The sequence below is a fragment of the Oryzicola mucosus genome (assembly GCF_014534685.1).
GTDB lineage: Bacteria > Pseudomonadota > Alphaproteobacteria > Rhizobiales > Rhizobiaceae > Oryzicola > Oryzicola mucosus.
Window position 1 is genome coordinate 555,147 of record NZ_JACVVX010000002.1, and the last position, 26,711, is coordinate 581,857.

Sequence of the window (26,711 nt, forward strand, 5' to 3'; positions counted from 1 at the left end):
ATGGCTGCGGCTCGTGTGGATTCGAATTCGCCCTACGTTGCCCCCCTCTGTCCTGCCGGACATCTCCCCCCTCGCGGGGGAGATGTCCGGCAGGACAGAGGGGGGCGCCATAAAGCGAGTACGATGATGGGGAGCGATTGCGAAAAGCCCCTTTCGACCCCATAGACAAGAAGAACGAGGCCCGCAGACCGCACCATGACCCCACGCATTCTCATTCTTGGCGGCACGACGGAGGCGCGGCAGCTGGCCGGCCGGCTGGCGGCGCGTGGCGGCTTCGACATCACCCTGTCGCTGGCCGGACGTACCGAAAATCCCGTCGCGCAGCCCGTTCCCGTGCGTGTCGGCGGGTTCGGCGGTGCGAACGGACTTGCCGGCTATCTGGGCGCCGAGGCCATCGACCTGCTGATCGATGCCACGCATCCCTATGCCGCGCGGATTTCTGCCAATGCCGCCAAGGCTGCGGCGATGGCCGGAGTGGACATCCTCGCCCTGCGCCGGCCCGGCTGGGAGCCGGTCGAAAGCGACCGCTGGACGCTGGTGGACAGCGGCGAAGAGGCTGTCGGAGCCCTGGGCACCGAACCGAAACGCGTGTTCCTGGCGCTGGGACGGCAGGAGCTTCTGCCGTTCGAAACGGCACCGCAGCATGCCTATGTCATCCGCAGCGTCGATCCCGTCGAGCCGCCATTGGCGGTTCCGAATGCGCGGTACATTCTGGCGCGCGGACCGTTTGCCGAAGCGGACGAGGCCGCGCTGCTTGCCGAGCTCGGCATCGAGGTGATCGTCGCCAAGAATTCGGGCGGCTCGGCGACCTACGGCAAGATCAACGCGGCCCGCGCGCTCGGCATTGCGGTGATCCTGTTTCGCCGTCCGGCGCTGCCCGAGGTGCCGGATGCCGCTTCGGTCGCGGGAATGCTGGACCTGATCGATCATCGCTGGCCAACCGCCGAAAAACGCGGCGTGTAGACCAGCGGCCCTTGCCCGTCGCGCTCGATGATGCGCGTTTCGGGCGAGCCGATCATTACGCAGGTCGCCATGTCGGCCTGAGCAGGGTCCGCTTGGCCAAGCTTCGCAATCGCGATCTTCTCGTCGGGGCGCCCTGCCGCGCGGCCGAAGACGACCGGCGTGGTCGCCGGCAGCACCCCGCGCAGCAGCTCGAACGCCTTGCCGAGCTGCCAGGGCCGCGCCTTGCTGATGGGGTTGTAGAGTGCGATGACGAAGCCGGCTTCGGCCGCCGCTTTCAGCCGCCTTTCGATCAGGTCCCACGGCTTGAGATTGTCCGACAGCGAGATGGCGCAGAAATCATGGCCGAGCGGCGCGCCGATACGGGCGGCCACGGCCAGCATGGCGGTTACGCCGGGTACGACCTCCAGTTCGATGCTGCGCCATTCCACGGGACCAGCCTCGATAGCCTCGCAGACGGCAGCCGCCATGGCGAAGACGCCGGGGTCGCCGCCCGAGACAACAGCCACATGCGCGCCCGAGGCCGCTTTTTCCAGGGCCGCGCCGGCACGCGAGATTTCCTCGCGGTTGTCGGAGGCGACCGCCGTCTGGCCCGGCTTCAGGTCGAGCCGGTCGAGATAGGGTTTGTAGCCGTAGAAGAAAGTAGCGGAAGCCACCGCCTGGCTCGCCTCAGGCGTGACCTGCGACGCGTTGCCGGGGCCAAGCCCGATGACGACGAGACGGCCGCTCACAGCTCGGCCTCTTCGCGGCCTGTCCAGCCGGCAACCAGCACGATGGAGAAATAGGGCGCCTTGTCGTCGCTCTTGTCCTTGAGCGGCATGTCGTGCGTCGTCGGCATGGTGCCGCGCTCGACATAGACGGCGCGGTCGAGCTTGCCGGTGGCCTCCAGCGCGCGGCGGATTTTCGCCAGGTTTCGGCCGACCTTCATGATCACGGCGGCGTCGGTGTCGGCCAGCCGACGGGTCAGTTCGAATTCGCTCATCGTGCCGGGAAGCACCGTCAGCACGTCGTCGCCCTGCACGATCGGCAGGCCGGTCTGCGACCAGCAGCCCGACATGGCGGTGACGCCGGGAATGACCTCGGTGGGATAACGATGCGCCAGCCTGATATGCAGATGCATGTAGGAGCCGTAAAACAGCGGATCGCCTTCCGACAGCACGGCGACGGTCAGGCCCCGGTCGAGATGGTCTGCCACGGCCTGTGCGGACACTTGATAAAAATCTGTGATCGCCGAACGGTAGTCGTCATGGCTTTTGTCGATCTCGGTTGTCACCGGATAGAGCAGAGGCAACTCGATCACGCCGGGGCGGAAATGCGCCTCGGTGATGGTGCGGGCATTGCCGTTGTTGCCGCGCTTGGCGAAGTGGGCGATGACATCGGCCTCGGCCAGCGCGCGCACCGCCTTCAGCGTCATCAGTTCTGGGTCGCCGGGGCCGGTTCCGACGCCGATCAGCCTGCCTTTGCTCACGGCGTTCACAGGCCCGGCCTCGCCAGGGAATTGACCGCAGCCGCCGTCATGGCGCTACCGCCCAGCCTGCCGCGCACAATGGCATAAGGCACGCCATGCGAGTTCTCCGCCAGTGCATCCTTGGACTCTGCCGCGCCCACGAAGCCCACCGGCATGCCGATGATGGCAGCGGGTTTGGGCGCGCCGTCGCGCAGCTTTTCGAGCAGGTAGAACAGGGCGGTCGGCGCGTTGCCGATGGCTATTACGGCTCCGGCCATGCACTCGCCCCACAGGTCCATGGCCGCTGCCGAGCGCGTGTTGCCGATGCGGGCGGCAATCTCGGCCGTGCGCGGATCGCGCAGAGTGCAGATCAACTCGTTCTTGGCCGGCAGGCGCGCCTGGGTGACGCCGCGCGCCACCATTTCGGCGTCGCACAGGATCGGTGCGCCGGCCTGCAGGGCTGTGCGCGCCGCAGTGACGAAGCCTTCGGAGAAGACGAAATGCTGCGCTGCCTCGACCATGCCGCAGGCATGGATCATGCGGATCGCGACATCGGCCTCGGCATCGGAAAAGCGCGCAAGGTCCGCCTCCGAACGGATGATGGCGAAGGAGCGCTCGTAGATCGCCTGTCCGTCGTGAATGTAGTCGTAGGCGGTCATGCTCTTTCCTGTGTCGTCGTTTGGTCTGGCGTCAGGACCGCCGGGCCGAGTCGGGCAAGGCAGGCTGCCGCCGTCTCGCCGGCCCTGCGCTGCGCCCGCAGTGTGGCTGCCAGGCGCGCCAGTGTTTCGGCGGCTTCATATCGTGCGGTGTAATGCGCCGGAAGCCCTTTCGCGGTTCCGGCAACGACAAAACCGACGCCGTTTTCGTCGCCCACCAGAGTCAGCGCCGCCGGCGTCGGGTGCGCGCAGCCCTTGGCGCAGCCTGAAATGTGCAAGGTCATCGAACCGTTGAGCATGTCGGCGGCAAGGGAAGCGGCTTCCCGGGCCACGGCGCGAGTGTCGAAATGGCCCGACGCGCAGGCCGGTGCGCCCGGGCAGGCGGCGATGCGCAGGCGCGGATCGGCGGGGTTTGTGATGAAGCCGATATCCGCCGCAACGGCCTTGAGCTTTTCGCATCCAGCCGCATCCAGGCCCAGCACGATCAGGGAGCGCGGCGGGGCGGGGCGGATGCCGGTAGCGCCTAGGGCATGGGCCGTCTCTCCGAAGGCCGCCATATCGGCGGCGTCCATGCTGCCATAGGGCAGGGCGATGGAGAGGGCAGTGGTGCCGGATGTGAGAGACCGGATGCCAAGGGGAACCGGGCGCTCTACGTCGCCCCCCTCTGTCCTGCCGGACATCTCCCCCGCGTGGGGGGAGATCGGCAGTTCCACACTCCCCGCCTTTTCTGCACCGTTTGCGATTAGCGAAAGCCGACGCGACGGCTTAATCTCCCCCCTTGAGGGGGAGATGTCCGGCAGGACAGAGGGGCGTGCGGGCCGCAAGAGCATCTCAATGCCTACCGCCAAATCCTTAGCCCGCGCGTCTCTTCCTCTTGCCGCTACCTCTTCTAACACCTTCAGCGCCGCTTCAGCAGCGCCGGCCTCGTCGAACACCCCGCACTCCCGCGCCGTCTTGGCGTCGCCGCCGATTGTCAGCCGCCAAGCATTCTCCCGTTCTGCCACCAACCTGACATCGGCGATGATTTCATCAAGGTCAAAAGCCCCGCCACCATCGACGATCACCGAGACTTTCGGACCCAGCCGCGCCGCCAGGCCAGCTTCGTCAACCCGTTTCCGTATCCGCTCCGCCAGCGGTCGTGCGTCGGCGACCTCAGTCGGATCGAGCCCAGCCAGCGGCCCGGTCTCGACGGGCACGCCGGTGCGCGCTGAGATGCCCAGCGTGTTGACGTCCTCCGCCAGTGCTGTCGCGCTCTCCTCCGTCAGTCCCCTGATCTGCAAGCTGCCGCGGGCGGTAACCTCGACAATGCCGTTGCCATGGGCGGAAGCGGATAAGCACAACCCGATCAACTGCTTGGCCGAGATCTCTCCAGTGACCGGGTTGAGCCGAACGAGAAGTCCGTCGCCGGTCCGCATCGGCGCCGACAAGGCCGGGCAGGCGCCACGACGCGCAAACGGGGTCATGCCGCCTCCTTCGCTTCCGCGATCAGTGCGGCGAGGTCGTCGTCCACCGAGTTGCGCAGCGGGTGCCACAGCCCGCGCCGGCGCGCGGAGGCGAAGCGCTCGGCGATGAAGGCGGCGGCCTTCGGGTTTTCGCGCAGCATGAAGGCGCGGACCGTCTCGTCGGCGATATAGGCGTCGTAGACCGCGCCGATCAGTGCCGAGGGAATGGCGTTGGTGGTCTCGGCAAAGCCGATCAGCCGATCGACTGTCTCGGCGAATTCGGAGGCGCCGCGCGGGCCGTGGCGCATCTGGCCGTCGATGAAGCGGCGGTTGACGGCGCGCGCCCGCACCACCCGCGCCACCGCTTCGCCAACCGAACGGGGCCTTGGCCTGTTGGGATCGGTGGTGTCGAGCACGATCACGTCCGCCTTGCCGCCAAGGGCCGCGATGGCTGCCGAAAAGCCGCCAATGAAAGCGACGTCGGCCGAGCCTTCGAGAATGTCGCGGCCGGGATCGTCGCCGGTATGCACGAGAAGATCGGCGTCGGCGAGTTGGGCCGCGAAACCCCCGGGTGTTGCGGTGCCGTCGCCATGTGCACCGCCATAGGCATGCGAGGCGGCGTCGAGATAGGCCCGGCCGATCTCGTCGCGGCTTTCCCACCGCCCGCTGGCGAGCAAATCTTCCGCGCCCGAACCGTAGGTGCCGGGGGAGGAGCCGAAGATGCGCGGCAGCGCCTTGCCCGCCTTGCGGGTTTCGGCGGCGAGCGGGTTTTCGGAACTGTCCTCGTCGCGGGCGGCAACGGCCGCCGCTGCCGCATCCATCAAGGCGATCTGGGTCGGGAACATGTCGCGGAACAGGCCGGAGATGCGGAACGTCACGTCGATGCGCGGCCGGCCGAGGCTGGCGGGCGGCAGCACCTCGATGCCGGTGACGCGGCCCGTGGCGGCGTCCCATTGCGGCCGGCAGCCCATCAGCGCCAGCCCCTGGGCGATTTCCTCGCCGCCGGTTCGGAGCGAAGCGCTGCCCCACAGGTCGATGACCAGCGCGCGCGGCCAGTCGCCATGGCTTTGCATGTAGCTGACCACCACCTCGTCGGCGGCGGCCTTGCCGAGATCGAACGCGGTCGGCGTGGGCATGGTGCGCGGGTCGGCGGTGAACAGGTTGCGACCAGTCGGCAGCACGTCGGTTCGGCCACGTGCGGGTGCGCCGGACGGGCCGGCCGCGATATGCCTGCCGTCGAGCGCGTCGATCAGGGCTGCGCGTTCGGCGTCCGCGCTGGCCAGCCGCGCTGGCTCGGTCTCGCCTTCGGGCGCCTCGCCATAGATGTGCAGCCCGTCCTTGATGGCGAAATCCTTGAGGTCGCACAGCCAGGCGTCGATGCGGCGCAGCGCCTCGTCCGGCGCGTCCGTGTTGGCCACGCCTGCATCCGCCGCGAGGCCGGTCTGTGCCGCCGTCTCGACGATCAGTTTGGCGAGCCGATCGCGCCGGCGGCGGTCGAGCCCATCGGCCTGGGCGTATTCGTCGACCAGTCGCTCAAGGCGTTGCTGATGCTCGTCCAGCCCGGCCGCTGCCATGGGCGGGGGCAGGTGGCCGAGCGTGACGGCCGCGATGCGGCGCTTGGCCTGCGCTGCCTCGCCGGGATTGGAGACAATGAAGGGATAAACGACCGGCAGCCCGCCGGTCACGATTTCGGGAAAGCATGTGTCGGAGAGCGCCACGACCTTGCCCGGCAGCCATTCCAGCGTGCCATGCGCGCCGACATGGACGATGGCATGGGCATTCAGCCTGTGCTGCAGCCAGAGCCCGAAGGCAAGCAGTTCATGGCGCGGCGGCAGGGTCGGGTCATGGTAATCGGCTCGCCGGTCGGCGGATTGTCCGCGATCGGGGGCGAGGGCGACGGTGACGTTGCCGAAGGTGACTGCGCGGAAGCGTATCGTCGGCGAGAGTGAAAATGAGCGCCAAGCTTGGGTGTTGGCTTCAACCGCACCCCATGCTGCCTCAACCGCGCTTCTCACCGGGTCGGGTAGCTTTCCAAAAAGCCCAGCATAATCTTCCGCCGCAATCCCTTCACCGCCACGCTCCAGCAAATCCAGCAACTCACGCGCGGATTCCGGAATCCCGTCAACGGCATAGCCTTGCGTCTTCAGATCCCGAATCATCGCCAGAACGCTGTTTGGCACGTCGAGGCCGACAGCGTATCCGGTGCGGCCGGGGGCGCTGGGATAGTCGGGCAGCAGGATGACGATGCGCCGCTTCGCGCGCGGCGTGTGGATCAACCGCACCATGGCGGCGATGCGGCGGGCGACCTGTTCGACGCGCCCCGGCTCCGGCCGATTGGCAAGCGGGCGAATGCCAAGATCGGCGTCCTCAGCCGTCTCGTCCTTGAACGACACCGCGCCCGCGAGGATGCGGCCATCGAGTTCCGGCATCACGACATGCATGGCGAGGTCGGCCGGCGCCAGGCCGCGCGGGCTTTTTTCCCAGGCTTCGCGGCGCGTGGTGGCGACGATGACCTGGAACACCGGCACGCCGGCGCGGTCGAACAGCGTTTCGGCGCCCGGGTCCGCGCCAGCCGCAAAGGCTGTGGCGGTGACGATGGCGGCGGGCGTCAGGTCCTTCAGCGCCTGCTCGACAAAAGCCAGCGAAGCCGGCTCCTTCAGGCTGGACACGAAGATCGGCACCGGCGTCAGGCCCTGCGCGCGCAGCGCTTCCGCCAACGCATCGATGGGCGCGACATCGGCAGCCAAGAGCATGGAGCGGTAGAACAGGATGGGGATGACGGGGGTTTTATCGGCACCCTCCCGTTCCGGCTTATAAAACCCCGCCTTCGGCACCGAGACCGCGTCTTCCGCCTGCACACTGCCATCCACCAATCCGGCCAGCCGGCGCACCAGACCGCGCATATTCTCCGGCCCGCCCTCTCGGAAATAGCCAAGCAGGCCGTCCAGCTCCTCGCGCTGAAGCGTCGAGAGTTCGATCAGCCGCACATCCTCGTCGCGGCATTCGCCGGGCAGCAAAGCGAGCTTGATGCCTTTTTCGCGGGCTATGGCTGCGAGCTGGTCGCAGCCATAGCGCCACCAGTCGTAGCCGCCCAGGATGCGGACGAGAATGATCTTGGCATGGCTCGCGACCCTGTCGATCCAGAGATCGACCGACATCGGGTGCCGCAGGTCGCGCAGTGCAGCCAGCCGCATTGCGGGCAGGGCGGCCTGCGCTTTCCATGCGGCGGCCATGCCCGCCAGGTCGCTGTCGCTGAAGGACAGCGCCACCACATCCGCCGGCGTCTGGCGCAGGTCGACCGGCTCGACCAGATCGTCAAGCGATGCCGAGGATGTGGTCAGGATGTGCATTTTATCCTACCAAAATCTTCTCGATGGCCGGACGATCGAGCCCTTTGAGCCCGATCACCACCAGCCGAGAGCGGCGGTCGTCGGCGGTCGTCCAGGCGCGGTCATAGTAGTGGTTGACGCGCGGGCCGACCGCCTGCAGCAGAAGCCGCATCGGCTTGCCGCCGATATCGACGAAACCCTTCACCCGCAGCACGTTCTCTTCTTCCGCCGCGCGGGACACGCGGGCGGCGAGATCGTCGGGGCTCGCAACGGAAGGCAGGTCGATGACGAAACTGTCGAAATCGTCGTGCTCGTGGTCGACTTCGTCGTCGTGGTGGGTCTTGCGGTTTTCGATGTCGTCTTCGACGGCGAGATCGAGGCCGAGCAGCACGTTGGGATCGACCTTGCCATGCGCGGAGGGAACGATGCGGACGGCGCGTGAAATGTGCTCTGCAATGATGGCGTTGGCACGGGCCGTGGCTTCGGCGTCGAGCAGGTCGCTCTTGGACAGGATGATGAGGTCGGCGCAGGCGACCTGGTCTTCGAACACCTCTTCAACCGGATCCTCGTGGTCGAGCGTAACGTCTTCGGCGCGCTGCGCCTTCAGCGCGTCCATGTCGTGGGCGACGCGGCCCTCGGCCAGCGCAGGCCCGTCGACCACCGCGATGACGCCGTCGACGGTGACGCGGCTCTTCACGCTCGGCCACTGGAAGGCCTGCACCAAAGGCTTGGGCAGAGCGAGGCCGGAGGTCTCGATCAGGATGTGATCGACCTTGGGCGTGCGCGACAGGATCTGGTCGAGCGCGGGCACGAAATCGTCGGCCACGGTGCAGCAGATGCAGCCATTCGCCAGTTCGACGATGTTCTCCTCGGGGCAGGCCTCGACGCCGCAGCCTTTCAGGATTTCGCCGTCGATGCCGACATCGCCGAACTCGTTGACGATGATCGCGAGCCGCTTGCCGCCGGCGTTTTCGAGAATGTTGCGGATCAGCGTCGTCTTGCCGGAGCCGAGAAAGCCGGTGATGACGGTGCAGGGAACGCGCGAGGCGGAAGCGGTCATGTCAAATCCTTGGTGATGGAAAGAGGCGGGATGCGCGCGACGAGGCCGCGCTTGAGCGAATCGGGGCGGCCGCGCCAGGGGATCAGACCATCGGTCGCGTTGGCGAAGAGCTGCGCGCCGGTGATCAGATCGGCAGCGCTGTCGGGCTTGAGATCGCCAAAGACATAGCTCCAGCAGCCGTCGCGCAGCATGGCCGCGCTGAGGCGGCGCTTGCAATTGCCCAGACATTCCACGCTGCGGACATGGATGGGCAGGCCATGGGCCGCGGCAAGGGTGTCGTCGGCCAGCTTTTCGCCTGCGCGGGGGCGCATGTCGGAGCCGTTTTCGTCCCGGCAGGACGAACAGACCAGCACGGTGACTTCGGCCCCGGCCGAAGCAGCTTCGTCCCTTGGTGGGAACTCTGCATCCGTTTTCACTTCATTGCTCCTCTTCCGGACACCCGCCGGACGATCGGATTTCTATCTGTGACGGCAGGTCTCCTGGCTCGCGGGTCTCAGCCCTTGCCGCCTTCCCGGATCATATCCAGTGGCATTCGGCGCGGGCTCGTCGCTTACAGTTGCGGGTACAGCCGCGGATTGAGGCTTTTCGCCCGCACCGCGTTCCCTCTTAGCACCTCTCGTTGCGGAGAGGCGACCGTCGCAGTCGATTTAGGCCGTTGGCCCATGCCGAGTCAACGCGGCACCTTGGCCATTCTGTTGGTCAGGTCGGCCCGTATCCCGGCTTCTTGTAGAGATGTGCGCTGTGCGCCTCGATCTCAGGCTTGTAGACGGTTTCCGCCCAGTCGGCAGGGTCCACATCCTCTATCGCAATGGAAAGCGAAGCGTCCGAGCAGCCGGAACTCGCCATCATCGCAGCCGTGAGCGCATCGGTGATGGCCCGTTTTTGTTCCTCTGAACGGCCGGTGTACATCTTGACGCTGATATGCGGCATGCTTCCTCACTGGGCTTGTGGTTTGTCTCTCGCCTGCCGAATATAGCGACTTTAACCAGAAGCTGAACCGATGAACCTTTTCAGCGTCGGCCCAAGGTCGCCTTTCTCCTCGATCACCAGCCGCTCCAGCCCGAGCCAGCCGCGCATCACGTCCAGTTCCTGATACAGCGCCTCTGCGGTTTCCGGCGGCGCGAGGGGCTCGGCGAAGGCTGCGTGAACGCGCAGGATGCCGGCGCCGCGCTCGGCGCGCAGATCGACGCGAGCAACGATCTTGTCGCCGAGCAGGAAGGGCAGCACGTAGTAGCCATATTGCCGCTTTTCGGCCGGCGTATAAATCTCGATGCGGTATCGGAAGTTGAACAGGCTTTCGGTGCGGGAGCGTTCGAACACCAGCGGGTCGAAGGGGGCGAGCAGGGCCCGGGCCTTGATCTTGCGCGGCATAGCAGCGGATTTGTGCAGATAGGCCGGGCGGTTCCAGCCTTCCACGGTCACCGGAATCAGTTCGCCATCCTCGACCAGTTCCTCCAGCCGCCCTTTCATATCGGCCGGCGACAGCCGGAAATAATCGCGCAGGCACATGGCTGTCGCCACGCCATGAGCGCGGGCGGAAATGCGCAAAAGCTGGCGATGCGCCTCTTCCGGTGCGATGTCGGGATGATTGTAGACGGCAGACGGCAGCACGCGTTCGGGAATGTCGTAGAGCCGTTCGAAGCCGCGGCGGGAAGCGGCGGTGATCTTGCCGGCCCAGAACAGCCATTCCACGGCTTTCTTGGCTTCGCTCCAGCCCCACCAGCCGCCTGCACCCTTTTCGCCCTCCAGTTCCGAAGCAGCGACAGGTCCGCGCTCAACGATCTGGCGATAGATGCCTTCCACATAGTCGGCACGCTCGCGCGCGAAGGTGCCGAGGCCGGTATAAATGCCCTCGTAGTTTGCCGCGCGTTCCATCCGCCAGCGCATCAGCGGCCATGTCTCGAGCGGCAGGAACGACGCCTCATGCGCCCAATATTCGAAGAGCAGCCGCTTGCGCGGCGCGGCCGCCTTGTCGAGCAGGCTCATCGGGTAGGGGCCGAGCCGAGAGAACAACGGCATGTAGTGCGCCCTGACGACGGCGCTGACCGAGTCGATCTGCAGCAGGCCCAGCCGGTCCAGCACGCGATTGAGATGACGGCGGTCGATGGCTCCGGTCGGACGCGGATCGGCAAAACCCTGAGCGGCGAGCGCGATGCGCCGCGCTGAGGCGAGCGAGAGTTTTTCTTTCATGAGCCTGAACCTAGAGAGCCCGAAAGGGCGAGACAATAGAATCACTTCCTAAGTCCTCCTATCAATTTGGGAGAGCAGGACTTGTCAGGAGAGAAAACATGAGTAAAAGAAGAAGGTAATTGGAGGAGGGGGATTGTGGCCGTTTGCGGTCACAAGATGCTGTTCGCCGTTTTTAAGCCAATGTTTGACTTGCGCCGCTGAACGCGCTGCGCTAACCGTCGCCGCGTTGCAGCATGGCCGCGCCCCGGTCGGACGGTAAATCTGTCGCGCTTCCGCAAACCGGTGCCGTGCTGTAAACCTCTGGTGGATTGGCCGCCAATGGACATCGCAGCATGAGTTCACTTCTAAGTTCGTATCTGCCCATCATCATCTTCATCGGGGTGGCGCTTGTCGTGGTCCTGGCGCTTTTGATAGCGCCGTTCCTCGTCGCCTATCGTAACCCGGATCCGGAGAAGCTGTCGGCCTATGAGTGCGGCTTCAACTCGTTCGACGATGCCCGTATGAAGTTCGACATCCGGTTTTATTTGGTGTCGATCCTGTTCATCATCTTCGACTTGGAAGTGGCGTTCCTGTTCCCGTGGGCAGTCTCGTTCCGTGAAATCGGCATGTTCGGCTTCTGGTCCATGATGGTGTTCCTCGGCGTGTTGACCATCGGCTTCATCTACGAATGGAAAAAGGGAGCGCTGGAATGGGATTGAACGACGCCTCCGGTACGCTCGTCGCGCCGCGCCCCAAGGGTCTTATCGATCCCAACACGGGCAAGCCGATCGGCTCCGACGATCCGTTCTTCGCTGATATCAACAGCGAATTGTCCGACAAGGGTTTTCTCGTCACCTCGACCGAAGCGCTGATCACCTGGGCGCGTACCGGCTCGCTGATGTATATGACCTTCGGTCTGGCTTGCTGCGCGGTGGAGATGATCCACTCGGCAATGCCGCGCTATGACAGCGAGCGCTTCGGCATCGCGCCGCGCGCATCCCCGCGCCAGTCCGACGTGATGATCGTCGCCGGCACGCTGACCAACAAGATGGCGCCTGCGCTGCGCAAGGTCTACGACCAGATGCCGGAGCCGCGCTACGTCATCTCGATGGGTTCCTGCGCCAATGGCGGCGGTTACTATCACTATTCCTATTCGGTGGTGCGCGGCTGCGATCGCGTCGTGCCGGTCGATATCTATGTTCCGGGATGCCCGCCAAGCGCTGAGGCGCTGATGTACGGTCTGCTTCTGTTGCAGAAGAAGATCCGGCGCACCGGCACGATCGAACGTTAATGAGCGGGCGGTGATCTGAATGAGCGAAGCTCTCAACGACCTGTCGGCCTATATCGCCGAGAAGATCGGCGTAGCCCTCGAGGAAAACGTCATCGCCTTCGGTGAACTGTCGATCACCGTGGCGAGCGGCGATTTGCTCAAGGTGGTGAACTTCCTGCGCAAGGATCCGCAGTGCCAGTTCATCTCGATCATTGATGTCTGCGGCGCGGACTACCCGCAGCGCAAGCGCCGTTTCGACGTGGTATATCATCTCTTGTCGCCGCGCCAGAACCAGCGCATCCGGATCAAGGTCGTGACCGACGAGGATACGCCGGTTCCGTCGATCACCGGTATTTTCCCCGGTGCCGACTGGTTCGAGCGCGAGACCTACGACATGTATGGCGTGCTGTTTTCGGGCCATCCCGATCTGCGGCGGATTTTGACCGACTACGGTTTCGAAGGCCACCCGTTGCGCAAGGACTTCCCGCTGACCGGTTTCGTCGAAGTCCGCTACGACGACGAAGCCAAGCGGGTCGTCTACGAGCCCGTTGAGCTGAAGCAGGAATTCCGCAATTTCGACTTCCTCTCGCCGTGGGAGGGGACGGAATATGTCCTTCCGGGCGATGAGAAGGCGAAGCAATAGCGAATTGCGAATAGTGAGTAGCGAATTGGGAAAAAGGAGGTTGTAGAACGGCTATCATCAACTCCTACAGGGATTTGCTGGTTTGGAAGGCCGCCATGGAATTGGCTGTGGCCTGTTATTCGGTAACGAAGGCGTTTCCAAACAGCGAAGTCTACGGGATGACATCGCAGATCAGGCGATCTGCCGCTTCGATAGCGGCCAATATCGCCGAAGGTCATGGCCGGGAAAACACCGGCGCGTTCATTCAGTTTCTTCGCATCGCGCAAGGGTCCCTCAAAGAGCTGGAAACGCATCTCTTACTTTCCGGACAAGTCGGTCTGTTAAGCGACACGGCATTGTCTCCCTTGCTTTCGAAGGCAGAGGATATCGGTAAGATGCTGCGTGCGATGATCCGGAGCTTGCAACAGAAAACGCCATGATAAACATGCTGCTTCTTCCCTATTCGCTATTCCCCATTCGCTATTCGCTCCATGCCGAAGGCACCTTCCATGGCTGAAACCTCCGTCCGCAACTTCAACATCAACTTCGGCCCGCAACATCCTGCGGCGCACGGCGTTTTGCGCCTTGTGCTGGAGCTTGACGGCGAAGTCGTCGACCGCGTCGATCCGCATATCGGCCTGCTGCATCGCGGCACCGAGAAGCTGATGGAGGCCAAGACCTATCTGCAGGCCGTTCCCTATCTCGACCGCCTCGACTACTGCGCGCCGATGAACCAGGAACACGCCTTCGCGCTGGGCGTCGAGCGCCTGCTCGGCGTCGAGGTGCCGCGCCGCGGCCAAATCATCCGCGTGCTTTATTCCGAAATCGGCCGCATCATGTCTCACATCCTGAATGTGACGACGCAGGCCATGGACGTGGGCGCGCTGACCCCTCCGCTTTGGGGTTTCATCGAGCGCGAAAAGCTGATGGTGTTCTATGAGCGCGCCTCCGGCTCGCGCATGCATGCCGCCTATTTCCGTCCGGGCGGTGTCCACCAGGACCTGCCGGAACAGCTGGTCGAGGACATCGGCAAGTGGGTCGACCCGTTCCTGAAGTCGCTCGACGATCTCGACAATCTTCTGACCCCCAACCGCATCTTCAAGCAGCGCAATGCCGACATCGGCATCGTATCGCTGGAAGACGCCTGGGCCTGGGGCTTTTCGGGCGTGATGGTGCGTGGTTCGGGCGCCGCCTGGGACCTGCGCAAGAGCCAGCCCTACGACTGCTATGCCGAGATGCAGTTCGACGTTCCGATCGGCAAGAATGGCGACTGCTACGACCGCTATCTGATCCGTATGGAGGAGATGCGCCAGTCCGCATACATCATGCGCCAGTGCGTCGAGCTGCTTCTGGGCAAGGACAAGATCGGCCCGGTCGCCAGCGTCGACGGCAAGGTCGTGCCGCCCAAGCGTGCCGCGATGAAGCGGTCGATGGAAGCGCTGATCCACCACTTCAAGCTCTACACCGAGGGCTACCACGTGCCCGCCGGTGAAGTTTACGCCGCCGTCGAAGCCCCCAAGGGCGAGTTCGGCGTCTACATCGTGTCGGACGGCACCAACAAGCCGTATCGCTGCAAATTGCGGGCCCCTGGCTTCGCGCATCTTCAAGCCATGGACTTCTTGTGCCGTGGCCACATGCTGGCCGACGTGACCGCCGTGCTCGGCTCCCTCGACATCGTGTTCGGTGAGGTGGATCGGTAATTATGAAGCTGGGCCTGGTGACAGCTTTGACGGCGATGTGTGCCACGCAGGCGATTGCGGCGGAGGCATTGCACGCGTCGAAGTATCTGACGTCGGCCGAGTTGCTTAAAGCCGGGTTCAAACTCATGGCTGAGGGCGATGTCCTCGTTCAGAGTTCTTTTAAGGTCGATCGTATGAAGGTAAGGGGCGAGTATTGTCTCCCCACCGATATAGTAGCATCGGTGCCGAGTTTTCCGGCGATGGAAGGCTGCGGTGTCCACTGGACATCGGATCGGTACGAGGGGTTCGTTCGTCTCGTTCACGGTGATGTAGAAGTTGTATGTATTCTGGATCGACCAGAGCGGTGTTACCGCGCTGACCGCCTCCAAAACTAAAAGACAAGCGAAGCGAGAATCATGAGTGTCCGCCGCCTAGCAGAAGCCAGTGTCCAGCCAGCCTCCTTCGCGTTCAGCGAAGAGAATGTCGCCTGGGCGCAGCATACCATCCGGAAATATCCAGAGGGACGCCAGCAATCGGCTGTCATCCCGCTGTTGATGCGCGCGCAGGAACAGGACGGCTGGGTCACCAAGTCGGCCATCGAGCACGTCGCCGATATGCTCGACATGCCCTATATCCGCGTGCTCGAAGTCGCGACCTTCTACACCCAGTTCCAGCTCAAGCCGGTCGGCACGCGCGCCCACGTCCAGGTCTGCGGCACCACGCCGTGCCAGTTGCGCGGCTCGGAAGCGCTGATGGATGTCTGCCGCAGCAAGATCCATCACGATCAGTTCCACACCAATGCCGACGGTACGCTGTCGTGGGAAGAGGTCGAGTGCCTCGGCGCCTGCGTGAATGCGCCGATGGTCATGGTGTTCAAGGACACCTATGAGGATCTGACGCCGGAACGCCTGGCCGAGATCATCGATCTGTTCGAGGCCGGAAAGGGCGATCAGGTCACGCCGGGTCCGCAGAACGGCCGCTTCTTTGCCGCTCCCATCTCCGGCTTCACATCCCTGAGCGACGAAACCAACGTTCTCAAGGAGACGCGCGACCGGCAGGCCAAGGCAGCCGCCGGTGCGGGTTCTGCCGAACCCGAGGTTGCGCCATCGAATGCCGGCAGGCCGAAGACGGATGCCGCCGAAACCAATCCGGCGATCAAGTCGCCATCCGAAGCCAAGGCGGTTCCCGCCGCCGAGACGGCTGCCAGCGTGGACGCGCCGAAAGAATCCAAGCACGAAGCCAACAAGACGTCGGCTGCGGTCGAAGGCGAGGCGCGTCAGCGCAAGTCGCCCGATACATCCGACGCCGAAGCCAAGCCGTCGCGTAAACCTGGCAAGAAGCCGGTCTGAGGAGCAACAGCATGCTTGAAGACAAAGACCGCATCTTCACCAACATTTACGGCCGCTTCGACAAGTCGCTGGCGGGCGCGCAGCGGCGTGGCCTGTGGGACAACACAGCCGGGCTGATCGAAAAGGGCCGCGACTGGATCATCAACGAGATGAAGGCGTCCGGCCTGCGCGGGCGCGGCGGCGCTGGTTTCCCGACCGGCCTGAAATGGTCGTTCATGCCCAAGCCGGGCGCAGATGGCCGTCCGTCCTATCTCGTCGTCAATGCCGACGAATCCGAGCCAGGCACCTGCAAGGATCGTGAAATCCTGCGCAACGACCCGCATACGCTGGTCGAGGGCTGCCTCGTCGCCGGCTTCGCCATGGGCGCGATTGCCGCCTATATCTATGTGCGCGGCGAATTCATCCGCGAACGCGAGGCGCTGCAGAAGGCCATCGACGAGGCTTATGACGCGGGCCTCATCGGCAAGAACAACAAGAACGGCTACGATTTCGACATCTATGTCCATCACGGCGCCGGCGCCTATATCTGCGGCGAGGAAACCGCGCTGCTGGAAAGCCTGGAAGGCAAGAAGGGCCAGCCGCGCCTGAAGCCGCCATTCCCGGCCAATATGGGCCTCTATGGTTGCCCGACGACGGTCAACAACGTTGAATCCATCGCCGTTGCGCCGACCATCCTGCGTCGCGGTGCGGCGTGGTTCTCCTCCATCGGCCGCCCCAACAATGTCGGCACCAAGCTGTTCATGCTGGTCGGCCATGTGAACACGCCCTGCACCGTCGAGGAATCGATGGGCATCACCTTCCGCGAACTGGTGGAGAAGCATGGTGGCGGCATTCGCGGCGGCTGGGACAATCTTCTGGCCGTCATTCCCGGCGGGGCATCCTGCCCGGTCGTGAAGGCCGAGGACATCATCGACTGCCCGATGGATTTCGACGGCCTGCGCGAGCGCAAATCGTCCTTCGGCACGGCCGCCGTGATCGTCATGGACAAGTCGACCGACATCGTGAAGGCGATCGCGCGGCTCAGCTACTTCTTTAAGCATGAGAGCTGCGGCCAGTGCACGCCATGCCGCGAAGGCACCGGCTGGATGTGGCGCGTGATGGAGCGTCTGGTGCGTGGCGAGGCGCAGAAGCGCGAGATCGACATGCTGCTCGACGTGACCAAGCAGATCGAAGGCCATACCATCTGCGCCCTGGGCGACGCGGCCGCATGGCCTATCCAGGGCCTGATCCGCAACTTCCGTCCGGAAATCGAGCGCCGCATCGACGAATTCTCGCGCAACGCGCATCGCGCCGAGCCGATCATGGTCGCGGCGGAGTAGGGCAGACACATGACCGGCAAGACCCGTATCGGAATGACGCTGAAGGAAGAGGTCGCAGGCGCTGCGAACCTGATGGCGCATCCTTTCGCGGGTGCGGCTGCGATGACAGCGCTGGGCTTCGGCATGGCCGGACAGGCCATGGGCGTCTGGATCGGCATGCTCGAAGGAGCGTCCGAAATGACGCGCCGGCTATCCAACCTGCAGCCTGCCGGACTGGCGAAGCCTGCTTCGGAAGAGCCCGCAAAGCCGGCCAAGGACACAGCCTCCGCGCAGTCCAAGGCGCGCGCTACCGTCAAGACCATGATGGACGACAGCCGCGCCGTTGCCGAACGCGTCGCGGCCCGGCGGCCGAAAGTCGCTGGCTCCGCCGCGGACGTTGTTGTGGCGGAACCGGTGGCGGCTTTCGTCCAGCCTCAGGCTCTGGAAAAGCCCGAAGCGCCGGACGATTTGAAAGCGATTTCGGGCATAGGTCCGAAGCTGGAGCAGGTTTTGAACGGCTTGGGAATATGGACCTACGCTCAGATCGCCGCGTGGTCCGAGGAAGAAATCGGCTGGGTGGACGAGCATCTGTCGTTCGGCGGACGCATCGGCCGGGACGATTGGACCGGTCAGGCGTCGAAGCTGGCAACCGGAAACTGAGACGGGAAAGGAGGCTGCGATGGAACTTCACAATGCGCGCGACGTGCTCGATGTTCGCAACGCGGTCGTTGCAAACTCCGTGTTCGACGACGTGAACCTTTCAAATACGCGTTTCAACAACGTCAATCTCTCCGCTTCTCACGTCGAGGCCGCAAACCTCAGCAATTCGAAAGTGGAAAACGTAAATCTTTCCAATGTGTTGTTCTCAAACGTCAATATGAGCAACGTCAAGATAGTGAATGCCCAGACAGCGGGCATGATGATCAACGGCATCAGCGTCCAGGACCTGATGCAGGCATACGAAGCGGCAAGCCGCTCCGGGGGCGAGTGATGGCAAAGCTAAAGGTCGACGGGAAAGAGATCGAGGTACCCGACCACTTCACGCTGCTTCAGGCAGCGGAGGAAGCGGGTGCGGAAGTGCCGCGTTTCTGCTTCCATGAGAGGCTGTCGATCGCCGGCAATTGCCGCATGTGCCTTGTCGAGGTGAAGGGCGGACCGCCCAAGCCGGCAGCATCCTGCGCGATGGGCGTACGCGACCTGCGTCCTGGCCCGAATGGCGAGGCGCCGGAAATCTTCACAAACACGCCGATGGTCAAGAAGGCCCGCGAAGGCGTGATGGAATTTCTTCTGATCAACCATCCGCTCGACTGCCCGATCTGCGATCAGGGCGGCGAATGCGACCTCCAGGACCAGGCCATGGCCTTCGGCATGGACGGTTCGCGCTACAAGGAAAACAAGCGCGCGGTCGAAGACAAATATGTCGGCCCGCTGGTCAAGACGATCATGAACCGCTGCATCCATTGCACGCGGTGCGTTCGCTTCACCACCGAGGTTGCCGGCATCTCCGAACTCGGCCTGATCGGTCGTGGCGAAGACGCGGAGATCACCACCTATCTCGAACAGGCGATGACGTCGGAACTGCAGGGCAATGTCATCGATCTCTGCCCGGTCGGCGCGCTGACCTCCAAGCCCTACGCCTTCCAGGCGCGTCCGTGGGAACTGACCAAGACAGAATCCATCGACGTGATGGATGCGGTCGGTTCGGCGATTCGCGTCGACAGCCGTGGCCGCGAAGTGATGCGCGTCATGCCGCGCGTCAACGAGCAGGTGAACGAGGAGTGGATTTCCGACAAGACCCGCTTCATCTGGGACGGTCTGCGCACGCAGCGCCTCGACAGGCCCTATGTGCGCCGTGACGGCAAGCTGCGCCCGGCAAGCTGGGCGGAAGCCTTCGCCGCGATCAAGGACAAGGTCGCCGCCGCATCCGCAGACAGGATCGGCGCGATTGCCGGCGATCTCGCCGCCGTGGAAGAGATGTATGCGCTCAAGCTGTTGCTGGGCTCGCTCGGTTCGAAGAACATCGATTGCCGCCAGGACGGCACGGCGCTGCATCCGTCGTTCGGCCGCTCCAGCTATATCTTCAACCCGACCATTGAAGGCATCGAGCATGCCGACGCGGTGCTGATCATCGGCTCCAACCCGCGTTTTGAGGCTTCGGTGCTCAATGCCCGCATTCGCAAGCGCTGGCGGCAGGGTAACCTGCCGGTCGGCGTGATCGGCAATATCGGCGATCTGCGCTACGGCTACGAACAGCTTGGCGCGGGCGCGGATACGCTGAGCGAACTGGCGGCCGGCAACGGCTCGTTCTTCGAAACGCTGAACAACGCCAAGAACCCGCTGATCATCGTCGGGCAGGGGGCTCTCGTCGGCGGTGCCGGCGTGCTCGGTCTGGCCGCCAAGCTGGCGCAGGCGGTCGGTGCGGTGTCCGATGCGTGGAACGGTTTTGCGGTGCTGCACACGGCTGCTGCCCGCGTCGGCGGTCTCGATCTCGGCTTTGTGCCGGGAGAGGGCGGCAAGGACGTCGCCGGCATGGTTGCCGACAGCGATGTGCTGTTTCTGCTCGGCGCCGACGAGCTGGAGCTTTCCGCTTCCAACGCCTTCGTTGTCTATATCGGAACGCATGGCGATGCCGGCGCGCATCGCGCCGACGTCATCCTGCCCGCCGCGGCCTACACCGAAAAGTCCGGCACCTATGTCAATACCGAGGGCCGCGTCCAGCAGACCGCCCGCGCCGGCTTCGCGCCTGGCGATGCGCGTGAGGACTGGGCGATCCTGCGCGCTCTTTCAGACGTGCTGGGCCACAAGCTGCCCTTCGATTCGCTTGCGCAGTTGCGCGGCAAGCTCTATGCCGACCATCCGCACTTCGCCCGCATCGACGAGATCGAGGCAGGCGTCGCGGGCGATCTCGAAAACGTCGCCCAGCTTGGCGGCACTCTCAACAAGGGCGCCTTCGTCTCGACGGTGAAGGACTTCTACCTGACCAATCCGATCGCGCGAGCATCCGCGGTCATGGCCGAGTGTTCCGCACTCGCCAAGGGCGGCTTCAAGCAGGCGGCGGAGTAAGGGCGGCAATGGACGACAGTTTCTTCTCATTCTACGTGCTGCCCGCGCTGATCGTGCTGCTCAAGTCGGTCGTGCTGATCGTCGTGCTCTTGGTCTTCATCGCGTTCCTGCTCTACGCGGATCGCAAGGTGTGGGCCGCCGTGCAACTGCGTCGCGGACCGAACGTCGTCGGCCCCTTCGGCCTGCTGCAGTCCTTCGCCGATCTTCTGAAGTTCGTCTTCAAGGAACCGGTCATCCCATCCGGCGCCAACAAGGGCGTGTTCCTGCTTGCGCCTCTGGTTTCGGCTGTTCTGGCCATCGCCACATGGGCTGTCATCCCGGTCAACGAGGGCTGGGCCATTGCCAACATCAATGTCGGCATCCTCTATGTCTTCGCCATCTCCTCGCTCGAGGTCTATGGCGTCATCATGGGCGGCTGGGCGTCGAACTCGAAATATCCGTTCCTCGGCGCGCTGCGTTCGGCCGCGCAGATGGTGTCTTACGAAGTCTCCATCGGCTTCGTCATCGTCACCGTCCTGCTTTGCGTCGGCTCGCTCAACCTGACCGACATCGTCTTGTCGCAGCGCGACGGTCTCGGCACCATGATGGGCCTGCCCAACTCGTTCCTCGACTGGCACTGGCTGGCGCTGTTCCCGATGTTCGTCATCTTCTTCATCTCGGCGCTGGCCGAGACGAACCGTCCGCCCTTCGATCTGGTGGAAGCCGAGTCGGAGCTGGTCGCCGGCCACATGATCGAATATTCGTCGACGCCGTTCCTGCTGTTCTTCCTCGGCGAATATGTTGCGATCGTTCTGATGTGTGCGCTCATGGCGCTGCTCTTCATGGGTGGCTGGCTGCCCCCGTTCGACTTCGCGCCGTTCACCTGGGTTCCCGGCATCGTCTGGTTCGTGTTGAAGGTGTGCCTCGGCTTCTTCATGTTCTCGATCGTCAAATCCTTCGTGCCGCGCTACCGCTACGACCAGCTCATGCGTCTGGGCTGGAAGGTATTCCTGCCGATCTCGCTGTTCATGGTTGTGGCGACCGCCGCCTTCCTGAAGATCACGGGTCTGGCATGATGACCGCACGTCTCATCGGCGCTTCGATCGGGCTTGTCATCGCGGTGGTGGACTTCGCCCTGCTGCGCCTGCTTGCAAGCCGCGTCGATCTGCCCGAGACGAAGCGGGTTTTGAAGATAACGGGAATCAGTCAGTTCGTGCTGCTTCCCATCGTGGGGTGGTTCGTCGCCCCTCTGTTTGCTGGAGAGTGACCATGTCAGCGCTAGCCCAGGCCGCCAAGTCGCTGCTGCTTAAGGAATTCGTTGGAGCGTTCTTCCTGTCGATGCGCCAGTTCTTCGCGCCGAAGGAAACGATCAACTATCCCTATGAGAAGGGGCCGCAGAGCCCGCGCTTCCGTGGCGAGCATGCACTGCGCCGCTATCCCAACGGCGAGGAACGCTGCATCGCCTGCAAGCTGTGCGAGGCGATCTGCCCGGCGCAGGCCATCACCATCGAGGCCGGCCCGCGACGCAATGACGGCACGCGCCGTACCGTTCGCTACGACATCGACATGGTGAAGTGCATCTATTGCGGCTTCTGCCAGGAAGCCTGCCCGGTGGACGCCATCGTGGAAGGACCGAACTTCGAGTTCGCGACCGAGACCCGCGAAGAGCTCTACTACGACAAGGACAAGCTGCTCGCCAATGGCGACCGCTGGGAACGCGAAATCGCGCGCAACATGGAATTGGATGCGCCGTATCGCTAAGGGGACGTAACGGCGGGCGCTCGCGGCCGTCGTCTTGAAATGACGCAATCGCGCATGGCGCGCCGGAGGTTTTTGACCGGGGCGCAAGATGCGTTAGGAACAGGCGGGCTCGAAGCCGGAGGCGGCGGCGGGCAAGCAGTGACGGGCAGGGCGCTTAGGGCCGTGTCCTGAAAGGAAACCCGGGGGAACCCATGCTAAACGGACTGGAAGCGGTATTTTTCTACCTCTTCGCCTTCATCGCGGTGGCGTCGGCCTTCATGGTCATCTCCGCCCGCAACCCGGTTCATTCGGTTCTGTACCTGATCCTGACGTTCTTCAACGCCGCGGGCCTCTTCCTGCTGACCGGCGCCGAGTTCGTCGCGCTGATCCTGCTCGTCGTCTATGTCGGCGCGGTGGCGGTGCTGTTCCTGTTCGTGGTGATGATGCTGGACGTCGATTTCGCTGAACTGAAGAGCGGCGCGCTGCAATATGCGCCCATCGGCGCGCTGGTTGGCATCATCCTGGCGGCCGAACTGATCGTGGTTGCCGGCGGCTTCGCCTTCGCGCCCGACCTCGCATCGACCATTTCACAGCCGACGCCGGATATCGCCACGCGCACCAACACGGCGGCCTTGGGCGACATTCTCTACACCGACTACGCGCATTTCTTCCAGATCGCAGGTCTGGTGCTTCTCGTGGCGATGATCGGCGCCATCGTCCTGACCCTGCGCCACAAGCCGGGCGTCAAGCGGCAGAACATCGCCACACAAGTTGGCCGCACGCCTGAAACGGCGATCGAGGTCAAGAAGGTCGAGACGGGTAAGGGAATCTGACATGACAGTCGGCATCGCACATTATCTGACCGTATCGGCCATCCTGTTCACGATCGGCGTGTTCGGCATCTTCCTCAACCGCAAGAACGTCATCGTCATCCTGATGTCGGTCGAACTGATCCTTCTGGCGGTCAATCTCAATTTCGTGGCCTTCTCGGCCGCGCTCGGCGATCTGGTGGGCCAGGTCTTCGCGTTGTTCGTGCTGACGGTGGCAGCGGCGGAAGCAGCGATTGGCCTCGCCATTCTGGTCGTGTTCTTCCGCAACCGCGGCTCCATCGCGGTCGAAGACGTGAATATGATGAAGGGCTGACGGGGACACTATGTATCAGGCAATCGTCTTCCTGCCGCTGGCCGGCTTCCTGATCGTCGGGCTGTTCGGCACGTCGCTCGGCGCCAAGGCCTCCGAGTACATCACCTCCGGCCTGATGGTCGTGGTCGCTGCCCTGTCATGGGTGGCGTTCTTCACCGTCGCTCTGGGTCACACGGAAGCCTTCACGGTTCCGGTGCTGCGCTTCATCGATTCCGGCTCGCTGCAGGCCGACTGGGCGCTGCGCATCGACACGCTGACCGCCGTCATGCTGATCGTTGTCAACACGGTCTCGGCGTTGGTCCATATCTACTCGATCGGCTACATGCATCACGATCCGCATCGGCCGCGTTTCTTCGCCTATCTCAGCCTGTTCACTTTCGCCATGCTGATGCTGGTGACGTCCGACAATCTGGTCCAGATGTTCTTCGGCTGGGAAGGCGTCGGTCTTGCGTCCTATCTGCTGATCGGTTTCTGGTATAAGAAGCCGTCCGCCGGTGCCGCGGCCATGAAGGCGTTCATCGTCAACCGCGTCGGCGATTTTGGCTTCCTGCTCGGTCTGTTCGGCGTGTTCGTGCTGTTCGGCTCTGTGCAGTTCTCAACCATCTTCGCCAACGCCGCCACCTATCTGCCGGCCGAAGGCGCCGAACATGCCGAGACGGTGATGAACTTCCTCGGCTATCACCTCGACAAACATGCCGCGATCACCGTGGTCTGTCTGTTCCTGTTCATGGGCGCCATGGGCAAGTCGGCGCAGGTGCCGCTCCACACCTGGCTGCCGGACGCCATGGAAGGCCCGACGCCTGTGTCGGCACTCATCCATGCCGCCACCATGGTCACCGCCGGCGTGTTCATGCTGGCCCGCCTGTCGCCGCTGTTCGAGCTGTCGCATTCCGCGCTCACCTTCGTCACCTTCATCGGCGCCTTCACCGCCTTCTTCGCGGCGACGGTCGGCCTGGTGCAGAACGACATCAAGCGCGTCATCGCCTATTCGACCTGCTCGCAGCTCGGCTACATGTTCGTGGCGCTCGGCATGGGCTTCTATTCTGCCGCCATCTTCCACCTGTTCACGCATGCCTTCTTCAAGGCGCTGCTGTTCCTGGGCTCCGGCTCGGTGATCCATGCGGTGTCGGACGAGCAGGACATGCGCAAGATGGGCGGGCTGCGCAAGCTGATCCCGACTACCTACTGGATGATGATCATCGGCACGCTGGCGCTGACCGGCGTCGGCATCCCGGCGACGATCATCGGCACGGCCGGCTTCTTCTCCAAGGACGCCATCATCGAAGGCGCGTTCGTCGGCCACAACGCGGTCGCGGGCTTTGCCTTCGTCATGCTGGTCGTCGCGGCCTGCTTCACCAGCTTCTATTCCTGGCGCCTGATTTTCATGACCTTCCATGGCAAGCCGCGCGCCACCGCTGATGTCATGCATCATGTGCATGAATCGCCGCCGGTGATGCTGGTGCCGCTGTTCATCCTCGCAGTCGGCGCGCTCTTCGCGGGCGTGGTGTTCCACGAGTATTTCATCGGCCACCACTATGAAGAGTTCTGGAAGGGCGCGATCTTCACCGCCGAGAGCAACCATATCCTGCACGACTTCCACGAAGTGCCGATGTGGGTGAAGCTGTCGCCGTTCGTTGCGATGATCGCCGGCTTTGCCGTTGCCTATCTCTTCTACATCAAGTCGCCTGAAGCACCGAAGCGCCTGGCCGAACAGCACCGCGGCCTCTACGCCTTCCTGCTCAACAAGTGGTACTTCGACGAATTGTACGACTTCCTGTTCGTGCAGCCGGCCAAGCGGATCGGTACCTTCCTGTGGAAGCGTGGCGACGGCTGGGTCATCGACCGCCTCGGTCCCGACGGTATCTCGGCCCGCGTGGTCGACGTCACCAACCGCGTCGTCAAGCTGCAGACCGGCTATCTCTACCATTACGCATTCGCAATGCTGATCGGCGTCGTCGCGCTGGTCACCTGGATGATGTTCGGGAGCTCCTTCTGATGTCCGGCGTTCCCATTCTATCGCTGATCACCTTCCTGCCGCTCGTCGGCGCCTTCCTCATCCTGCTGATCCGGGACGAGGGGGAGGCGGCGCGCCGCAACATCCGCAACGTTGCCCTGCTGACGACGACGTTCACTTTCGCGGTGTCGCTGCTGATCTGGATCTATTTCGACAGCTCGAACGCTGGCTTCCAGTTCGTCGAGAAGGTCGGCTGGATCGATGCGAGCATCTCCTACCACATGGGTGTCGACGGCATTTCAATGCTGTTCGTCATTCTGACCACCTTCCTGATGCCGCTCTGCATCCTGGCGTCCTGGGAGGCGATCCAGCACCGCGTCAAGGAATATATGATCGCGTTCCTGATCCTGGAAACGCTGATGATCGGCGTGTTCTGCGCGCTGGATATCGTGTTGTTCTACGTCTTCTTCGAAGCCGGCCTGATCCCGATGTTCATCATCATCGGCGTGTGGGGCGGCAAGCGCCGCGTCTATGCCAGCTTCAAGTTCTTCCTCTACACGCTGCTCGGCTCGGTGCTGATGATGCTCGCCATCATGGCGATGTATTATCAGGCCGGCACCACGGACATCCCGACGCTGCTGGCGCATGACTTCCCGGCCGGCATGCAGACCTGGCTCTGGCTTGCCTTCTTCGCGTCGTTTGCGGTGAAGATGCCGATGTGGCCGGTCCACACCTGGTTGCCCGATGCGCACGTCGAGGCGCCCACGGCCGGTTCGGTCATCCTGGCAGGCATTCTGTTGAAGATGGGCGGCTATGGCTTTCTGCGCTTCTCGCTGCCGATGTTCCCGCTGGCGTCCGAGATGTTCGCGCCCTTCGTGTTCACCTTGTCGGTGATCGGCATCATCTACACCTCGCTTGTGGCGCTGATGCAGGAAGACATGAAGAAGCTGATCGCCTATTCGTCTGTCGCCCATATGGGCTACGTCACCATGGGCATCTTCGCCATGAACCAGGCCGGCATCCAGGGCGCGCTGTTCCAGATGCTCAGTCACGGCATTGTGTCGGGCGCGCTGTTCCTCTGCGTCGGCGTCGTCTACGACCGTATGCACACGCGAGAGATCGCGGCCTATGGCGGCCTCGTCAACAACATGCCGAAATATGCCGTCGTGTTCCTGATCTTCACCATGGCCAATGTCGGCCTTCCCGGCACCTCGGGCTTCGTCGGCGAGTTCCTGACGCTGTTCGGCGTGTTCCAGGTCAACACCTGGGTGGCGCTGTTTGCGGCAACCGGCGTGATCCTGTCGGCGGGCTATGCGCTGTGGCTCTACCGCCGCGTCATGTTCGGCGCGCTGACCAAGGAGAGCCTGAAGAGCCTGCTGGATCTTTCCAACCGAGAGAAGGCCATCATCTATCCGCTGGTGGTCCTGACGATCTTCTTCGGCGTCTACCCGATGCCGGTGTTCAACGCTACCGCCGAGTCGGTGAAGGCGCTCGTCAATCAAGTAACCGTATCGATCGACGCGGCTCAGGCCGCGCCGGCGAATTGACAGG

General features: G+C 63.5%; 26 protein-coding genes, 1 pseudogene and 1 riboswitch. Of the genes and pseudogenes, 18 read left to right on the top strand and 9 right to left on the bottom strand.

What is annotated here, in order from left to right:
- The first annotated feature begins 195 nt into the window (after positions 1–195).
- Complete coding sequence (locus tag ICI42_RS09090) at positions 196–963, top strand: cobalt-precorrin-6A reductase (protein ID WP_188164225.1); 768 nt, start codon at positions 196–198, stop codon at positions 961–963.
- Here the strand turns inward: ICI42_RS09090 and ICI42_RS09095 are convergent.
- From ICI42_RS09095 to ICI42_RS09135, 9 genes are all read right to left on the bottom strand, one after another.
- Positions 927–1,691, bottom strand: a complete 765-nt coding sequence (locus tag ICI42_RS09095) for a precorrin-3B C(17)-methyltransferase (protein ID WP_188164226.1) — start codon at positions 1,689–1,691, stop codon at positions 927–929. The two genes, ICI42_RS09090 and ICI42_RS09095, sit on opposite strands and share 37 nt — an antisense overlap.
- Complete coding sequence (locus ICI42_RS09100; protein WP_188164227.1) at positions 1,688–2,437, bottom strand: precorrin-2 C(20)-methyltransferase; 750 nt, start codon at positions 2,435–2,437, stop codon at positions 1,688–1,690. The genes ICI42_RS09095 and ICI42_RS09100 overlap by 4 nt, the downstream gene beginning before the upstream one ends.
- Entirely contained in the window at positions 2,434–3,066 is a 633-nt protein-coding gene (locus ICI42_RS09105) for a precorrin-8X methylmutase (RefSeq protein WP_188164228.1), read from the bottom strand. The genes ICI42_RS09100 and ICI42_RS09105 overlap by 4 nt, the downstream gene beginning before the upstream one ends.
- Entirely contained in the window at positions 3,063–4,526 is a 1,464-nt protein-coding gene (cobG, locus tag ICI42_RS09110) for a precorrin-3B synthase (protein WP_188164229.1), read from the bottom strand. Before cobG ends, ICI42_RS09105 begins: the two co-directional genes overlap by 4 nt.
- Complete coding sequence (gene cobN, locus ICI42_RS09115; protein WP_188164230.1) at positions 4,523–7,855, bottom strand: cobaltochelatase subunit CobN; 3,333 nt, start codon at positions 7,853–7,855, stop codon at positions 4,523–4,525. Before cobN ends, cobG begins: the two co-directional genes overlap by 4 nt.
- 1 nt (position 7,856) lies before the next feature.
- Complete coding sequence (gene cobW / locus ICI42_RS09120) at positions 7,857–8,894, bottom strand: cobalamin biosynthesis protein CobW (protein WP_188164231.1); 1,038 nt, start codon at positions 8,892–8,894, stop codon at positions 7,857–7,859.
- Positions 8,891–9,310 carry a DUF1636 family protein gene (locus tag ICI42_RS09125; protein WP_330999135.1) on the bottom strand — a complete coding sequence of 140 codons (420 nt, stop codon included), beginning with the start codon at positions 9,308–9,310 and terminating at the stop codon, positions 8,891–8,893. Before ICI42_RS09125 ends, cobW begins: the two co-directional genes overlap by 4 nt.
- Before the next feature lie 36 nt (positions 9,311–9,346).
- Positions 9,347–9,547: riboswitch (cobalamin riboswitch) on the bottom strand.
- A 46-nt stretch (positions 9,548–9,593) separates the two neighbouring features.
- Complete coding sequence (locus ICI42_RS09130) at positions 9,594–9,824, bottom strand: tautomerase family protein (RefSeq protein WP_188164232.1); 231 nt, start codon at positions 9,822–9,824, stop codon at positions 9,594–9,596.
- Positions 9,825–9,875: 51 nt separating this feature from the next.
- Entirely contained in the window at positions 9,876–11,084 is a 1,209-nt protein-coding gene (locus ICI42_RS09135; protein WP_188164233.1) for a winged helix-turn-helix domain-containing protein, read from the bottom strand.
- A 332-nt stretch (positions 11,085–11,416) separates the two neighbouring features.
- On the opposite strand from ICI42_RS09135, the gene ICI42_RS09140 reads away from it, so the two are divergent.
- The 17 genes and pseudogenes from ICI42_RS09140 to ICI42_RS09220 all read left to right on the top strand — a co-directional run bounded on the left by ICI42_RS09140 (position 11,417) and on the right by ICI42_RS09220 (position 26,707).
- Positions 11,417–11,782, top strand: coding sequence for an NADH-quinone oxidoreductase subunit A (locus ICI42_RS09140; RefSeq protein ID WP_188164234.1), 366 nt, complete (start codon positions 11,417–11,419; stop codon positions 11,780–11,782).
- Positions 11,773–12,354 (top strand): NuoB/complex I 20 kDa subunit family protein, encoded by a 582-nt coding sequence (locus tag ICI42_RS09145; RefSeq protein WP_188164235.1) that lies wholly within the window; start codon positions 11,773–11,775, stop codon positions 12,352–12,354. The genes ICI42_RS09140 and ICI42_RS09145 overlap by 10 nt, the downstream gene beginning before the upstream one ends.
- 19 nt (positions 12,355–12,373) lie before the next feature.
- Complete coding sequence (locus ICI42_RS09150; RefSeq protein WP_188164236.1) at positions 12,374–12,976, top strand: NADH-quinone oxidoreductase subunit C; 603 nt, start codon at positions 12,374–12,376, stop codon at positions 12,974–12,976.
- Between the two features lie 53 nt (positions 12,977–13,029).
- Positions 13,030–13,395 (top strand): four helix bundle protein, encoded by a 366-nt coding sequence (locus ICI42_RS09155; protein ID WP_188164478.1) that lies wholly within the window; start codon positions 13,030–13,032, stop codon positions 13,393–13,395.
- 69 nt (positions 13,396–13,464) lie between these two features.
- Positions 13,465–14,655, top strand: coding sequence for an NADH-quinone oxidoreductase subunit D (locus ICI42_RS09160; protein WP_188164237.1), 1,191 nt, complete (start codon positions 13,465–13,467; stop codon positions 14,653–14,655).
- 395 nt (positions 14,656–15,050) lie between these two features.
- A pseudogene (gene nuoE, locus ICI42_RS09165) lies at positions 15,051–15,974 on the top strand (NADH-quinone oxidoreductase subunit NuoE); the annotation flags it as partial.
- Between the two features lie 20 nt (positions 15,975–15,994).
- Positions 15,995–17,302 (top strand): NADH-quinone oxidoreductase subunit NuoF, encoded by a 1,308-nt coding sequence (gene nuoF, locus ICI42_RS09170; protein WP_188164239.1) that lies wholly within the window; start codon positions 15,995–15,997, stop codon positions 17,300–17,302.
- A gap of 9 nt (positions 17,303–17,311) precedes the next feature.
- Positions 17,312–17,941 (top strand): NADH-ubiquinone dehydrogenase, encoded by a 630-nt coding sequence (locus ICI42_RS09175; RefSeq protein WP_188164240.1) that lies wholly within the window; start codon positions 17,312–17,314, stop codon positions 17,939–17,941.
- A gap of 19 nt (positions 17,942–17,960) precedes the next feature.
- Entirely contained in the window at positions 17,961–18,272 is a 312-nt protein-coding gene (locus ICI42_RS09180) for a pentapeptide repeat-containing protein (protein WP_188164241.1), read from the top strand.
- Positions 18,272–20,344, top strand: coding sequence for an NADH-quinone oxidoreductase subunit NuoG (gene nuoG / locus ICI42_RS09185; RefSeq protein ID WP_188164242.1), 2,073 nt, complete (start codon positions 18,272–18,274; stop codon positions 20,342–20,344). Before ICI42_RS09180 ends, nuoG begins: the two co-directional genes overlap by 1 nt.
- Positions 20,345–20,352: 8 nt before the next feature.
- Complete coding sequence (gene nuoH, locus ICI42_RS09190; protein ID WP_188164243.1) at positions 20,353–21,399, top strand: NADH-quinone oxidoreductase subunit NuoH; 1,047 nt, start codon at positions 20,353–20,355, stop codon at positions 21,397–21,399.
- The gene (locus ICI42_RS09195; RefSeq protein WP_230980232.1) at positions 21,396–21,590 is read left to right on the top strand and encodes a hypothetical protein; all 195 of its coding nucleotides are present in this window, start codon (positions 21,396–21,398) and stop codon (positions 21,588–21,590) included. Before nuoH ends, ICI42_RS09195 begins: the two co-directional genes overlap by 4 nt.
- Before the next feature lie 2 nt (positions 21,591–21,592).
- Complete coding sequence (nuoI, locus tag ICI42_RS09200) at positions 21,593–22,084, top strand: NADH-quinone oxidoreductase subunit NuoI (RefSeq protein ID WP_188164244.1); 492 nt, start codon at positions 21,593–21,595, stop codon at positions 22,082–22,084.
- 191 nt (positions 22,085–22,275) lie between these two features.
- A complete protein-coding gene (locus ICI42_RS09205; RefSeq protein ID WP_188164245.1) occupies positions 22,276–22,896 on the top strand; it encodes an NADH-quinone oxidoreductase subunit J in 621 nt (206 codons plus the stop codon).
- Between the two features lies 1 nt (position 22,897).
- Positions 22,898–23,206, top strand: coding sequence for an NADH-quinone oxidoreductase subunit NuoK (gene nuoK / locus ICI42_RS09210; RefSeq protein ID WP_188164246.1), 309 nt, complete (start codon positions 22,898–22,900; stop codon positions 23,204–23,206).
- Between the two features lie 10 nt (positions 23,207–23,216).
- Positions 23,217–25,202 carry an NADH-quinone oxidoreductase subunit L gene (gene nuoL / locus ICI42_RS09215; protein ID WP_188164247.1) on the top strand — a complete coding sequence of 662 codons (1,986 nt, stop codon included), beginning with the start codon at positions 23,217–23,219 and terminating at the stop codon, positions 25,200–25,202.
- The gene (locus ICI42_RS09220) at positions 25,202–26,707 is read left to right on the top strand and encodes an NADH-quinone oxidoreductase subunit M (protein WP_188164248.1); all 1,506 of its coding nucleotides are present in this window, start codon (positions 25,202–25,204) and stop codon (positions 26,705–26,707) included. The genes nuoL and ICI42_RS09220 overlap by 1 nt, the downstream gene beginning before the upstream one ends.
- Positions 26,708–26,711 lie beyond the last annotated feature (4 nt).

Excerpts from the sequence above, each read along its gene's own strand:
- ICI42_RS09090 (WP_188164225.1), top strand. The coding sequence starts at position 196 with ATGACCCCACGCATTCTCATTCTTGGCGGCACGACGGAGGCGCGGCAG.
- ICI42_RS09105 (WP_188164228.1), bottom strand. The coding sequence starts at position 3,066 with ATGACCGCCTACGACTACATTCACGACGGACAGGCGATCTACGAGCGC.
- cobG (WP_188164229.1), bottom strand. The coding sequence starts at position 4,526 with ATGACCCCGTTTGCGCGTCGTGGCGCCTGCCCGGCCTTGTCGGCGCCG.
- cobN (WP_188164230.1), bottom strand. The coding sequence starts at position 7,855 with ATGCACATCCTGACCACATCCTCGGCATCGCTTGACGATCTGGTCGAG.
- cobW (WP_188164231.1), bottom strand. The coding sequence starts at position 8,894 with ATGACCGCTTCCGCCTCGCGCGTTCCCTGCACCGTCATCACCGGCTTT.
- ICI42_RS09130 (WP_188164232.1), bottom strand. The coding sequence starts at position 9,824 with ATGCCGCATATCAGCGTCAAGATGTACACCGGCCGTTCAGAGGAACAA.
- ICI42_RS09135 (WP_188164233.1), bottom strand. The coding sequence starts at position 11,084 with ATGAAAGAAAAACTCTCGCTCGCCTCAGCGCGGCGCATCGCGCTCGCC.
- ICI42_RS09140 (WP_188164234.1), top strand. The coding sequence starts at position 11,417 with ATGAGTTCACTTCTAAGTTCGTATCTGCCCATCATCATCTTCATCGGG.
- ICI42_RS09145 (WP_188164235.1), top strand. The coding sequence starts at position 11,773 with ATGGGATTGAACGACGCCTCCGGTACGCTCGTCGCGCCGCGCCCCAAG.
- ICI42_RS09150 (WP_188164236.1), top strand. The coding sequence starts at position 12,374 with ATGAGCGAAGCTCTCAACGACCTGTCGGCCTATATCGCCGAGAAGATC.
- ICI42_RS09160 (WP_188164237.1), top strand. The coding sequence starts at position 13,465 with ATGGCTGAAACCTCCGTCCGCAACTTCAACATCAACTTCGGCCCGCAA.
- nuoF (WP_188164239.1), top strand. The coding sequence starts at position 15,995 with ATGCTTGAAGACAAAGACCGCATCTTCACCAACATTTACGGCCGCTTC.
- ICI42_RS09175 (WP_188164240.1), top strand. The coding sequence starts at position 17,312 with ATGACCGGCAAGACCCGTATCGGAATGACGCTGAAGGAAGAGGTCGCA.
- ICI42_RS09180 (WP_188164241.1), top strand. The coding sequence starts at position 17,961 with ATGGAACTTCACAATGCGCGCGACGTGCTCGATGTTCGCAACGCGGTC.
- nuoG (WP_188164242.1), top strand. The coding sequence starts at position 18,272 with ATGGCAAAGCTAAAGGTCGACGGGAAAGAGATCGAGGTACCCGACCAC.
- nuoH (WP_188164243.1), top strand. The coding sequence starts at position 20,353 with ATGGACGACAGTTTCTTCTCATTCTACGTGCTGCCCGCGCTGATCGTG.
- ICI42_RS09195 (WP_230980232.1), top strand. The coding sequence starts at position 21,396 with ATGATGACCGCACGTCTCATCGGCGCTTCGATCGGGCTTGTCATCGCG.
- nuoI (WP_188164244.1), top strand. The coding sequence starts at position 21,593 with ATGTCAGCGCTAGCCCAGGCCGCCAAGTCGCTGCTGCTTAAGGAATTC.
- ICI42_RS09205 (WP_188164245.1), top strand. The coding sequence starts at position 22,276 with ATGCTAAACGGACTGGAAGCGGTATTTTTCTACCTCTTCGCCTTCATC.
- nuoK (WP_188164246.1), top strand. The coding sequence starts at position 22,898 with ATGACAGTCGGCATCGCACATTATCTGACCGTATCGGCCATCCTGTTC.
- nuoL (WP_188164247.1), top strand. The coding sequence starts at position 23,217 with ATGTATCAGGCAATCGTCTTCCTGCCGCTGGCCGGCTTCCTGATCGTC.
- ICI42_RS09220 (WP_188164248.1), top strand. The coding sequence starts at position 25,202 with ATGTCCGGCGTTCCCATTCTATCGCTGATCACCTTCCTGCCGCTCGTC.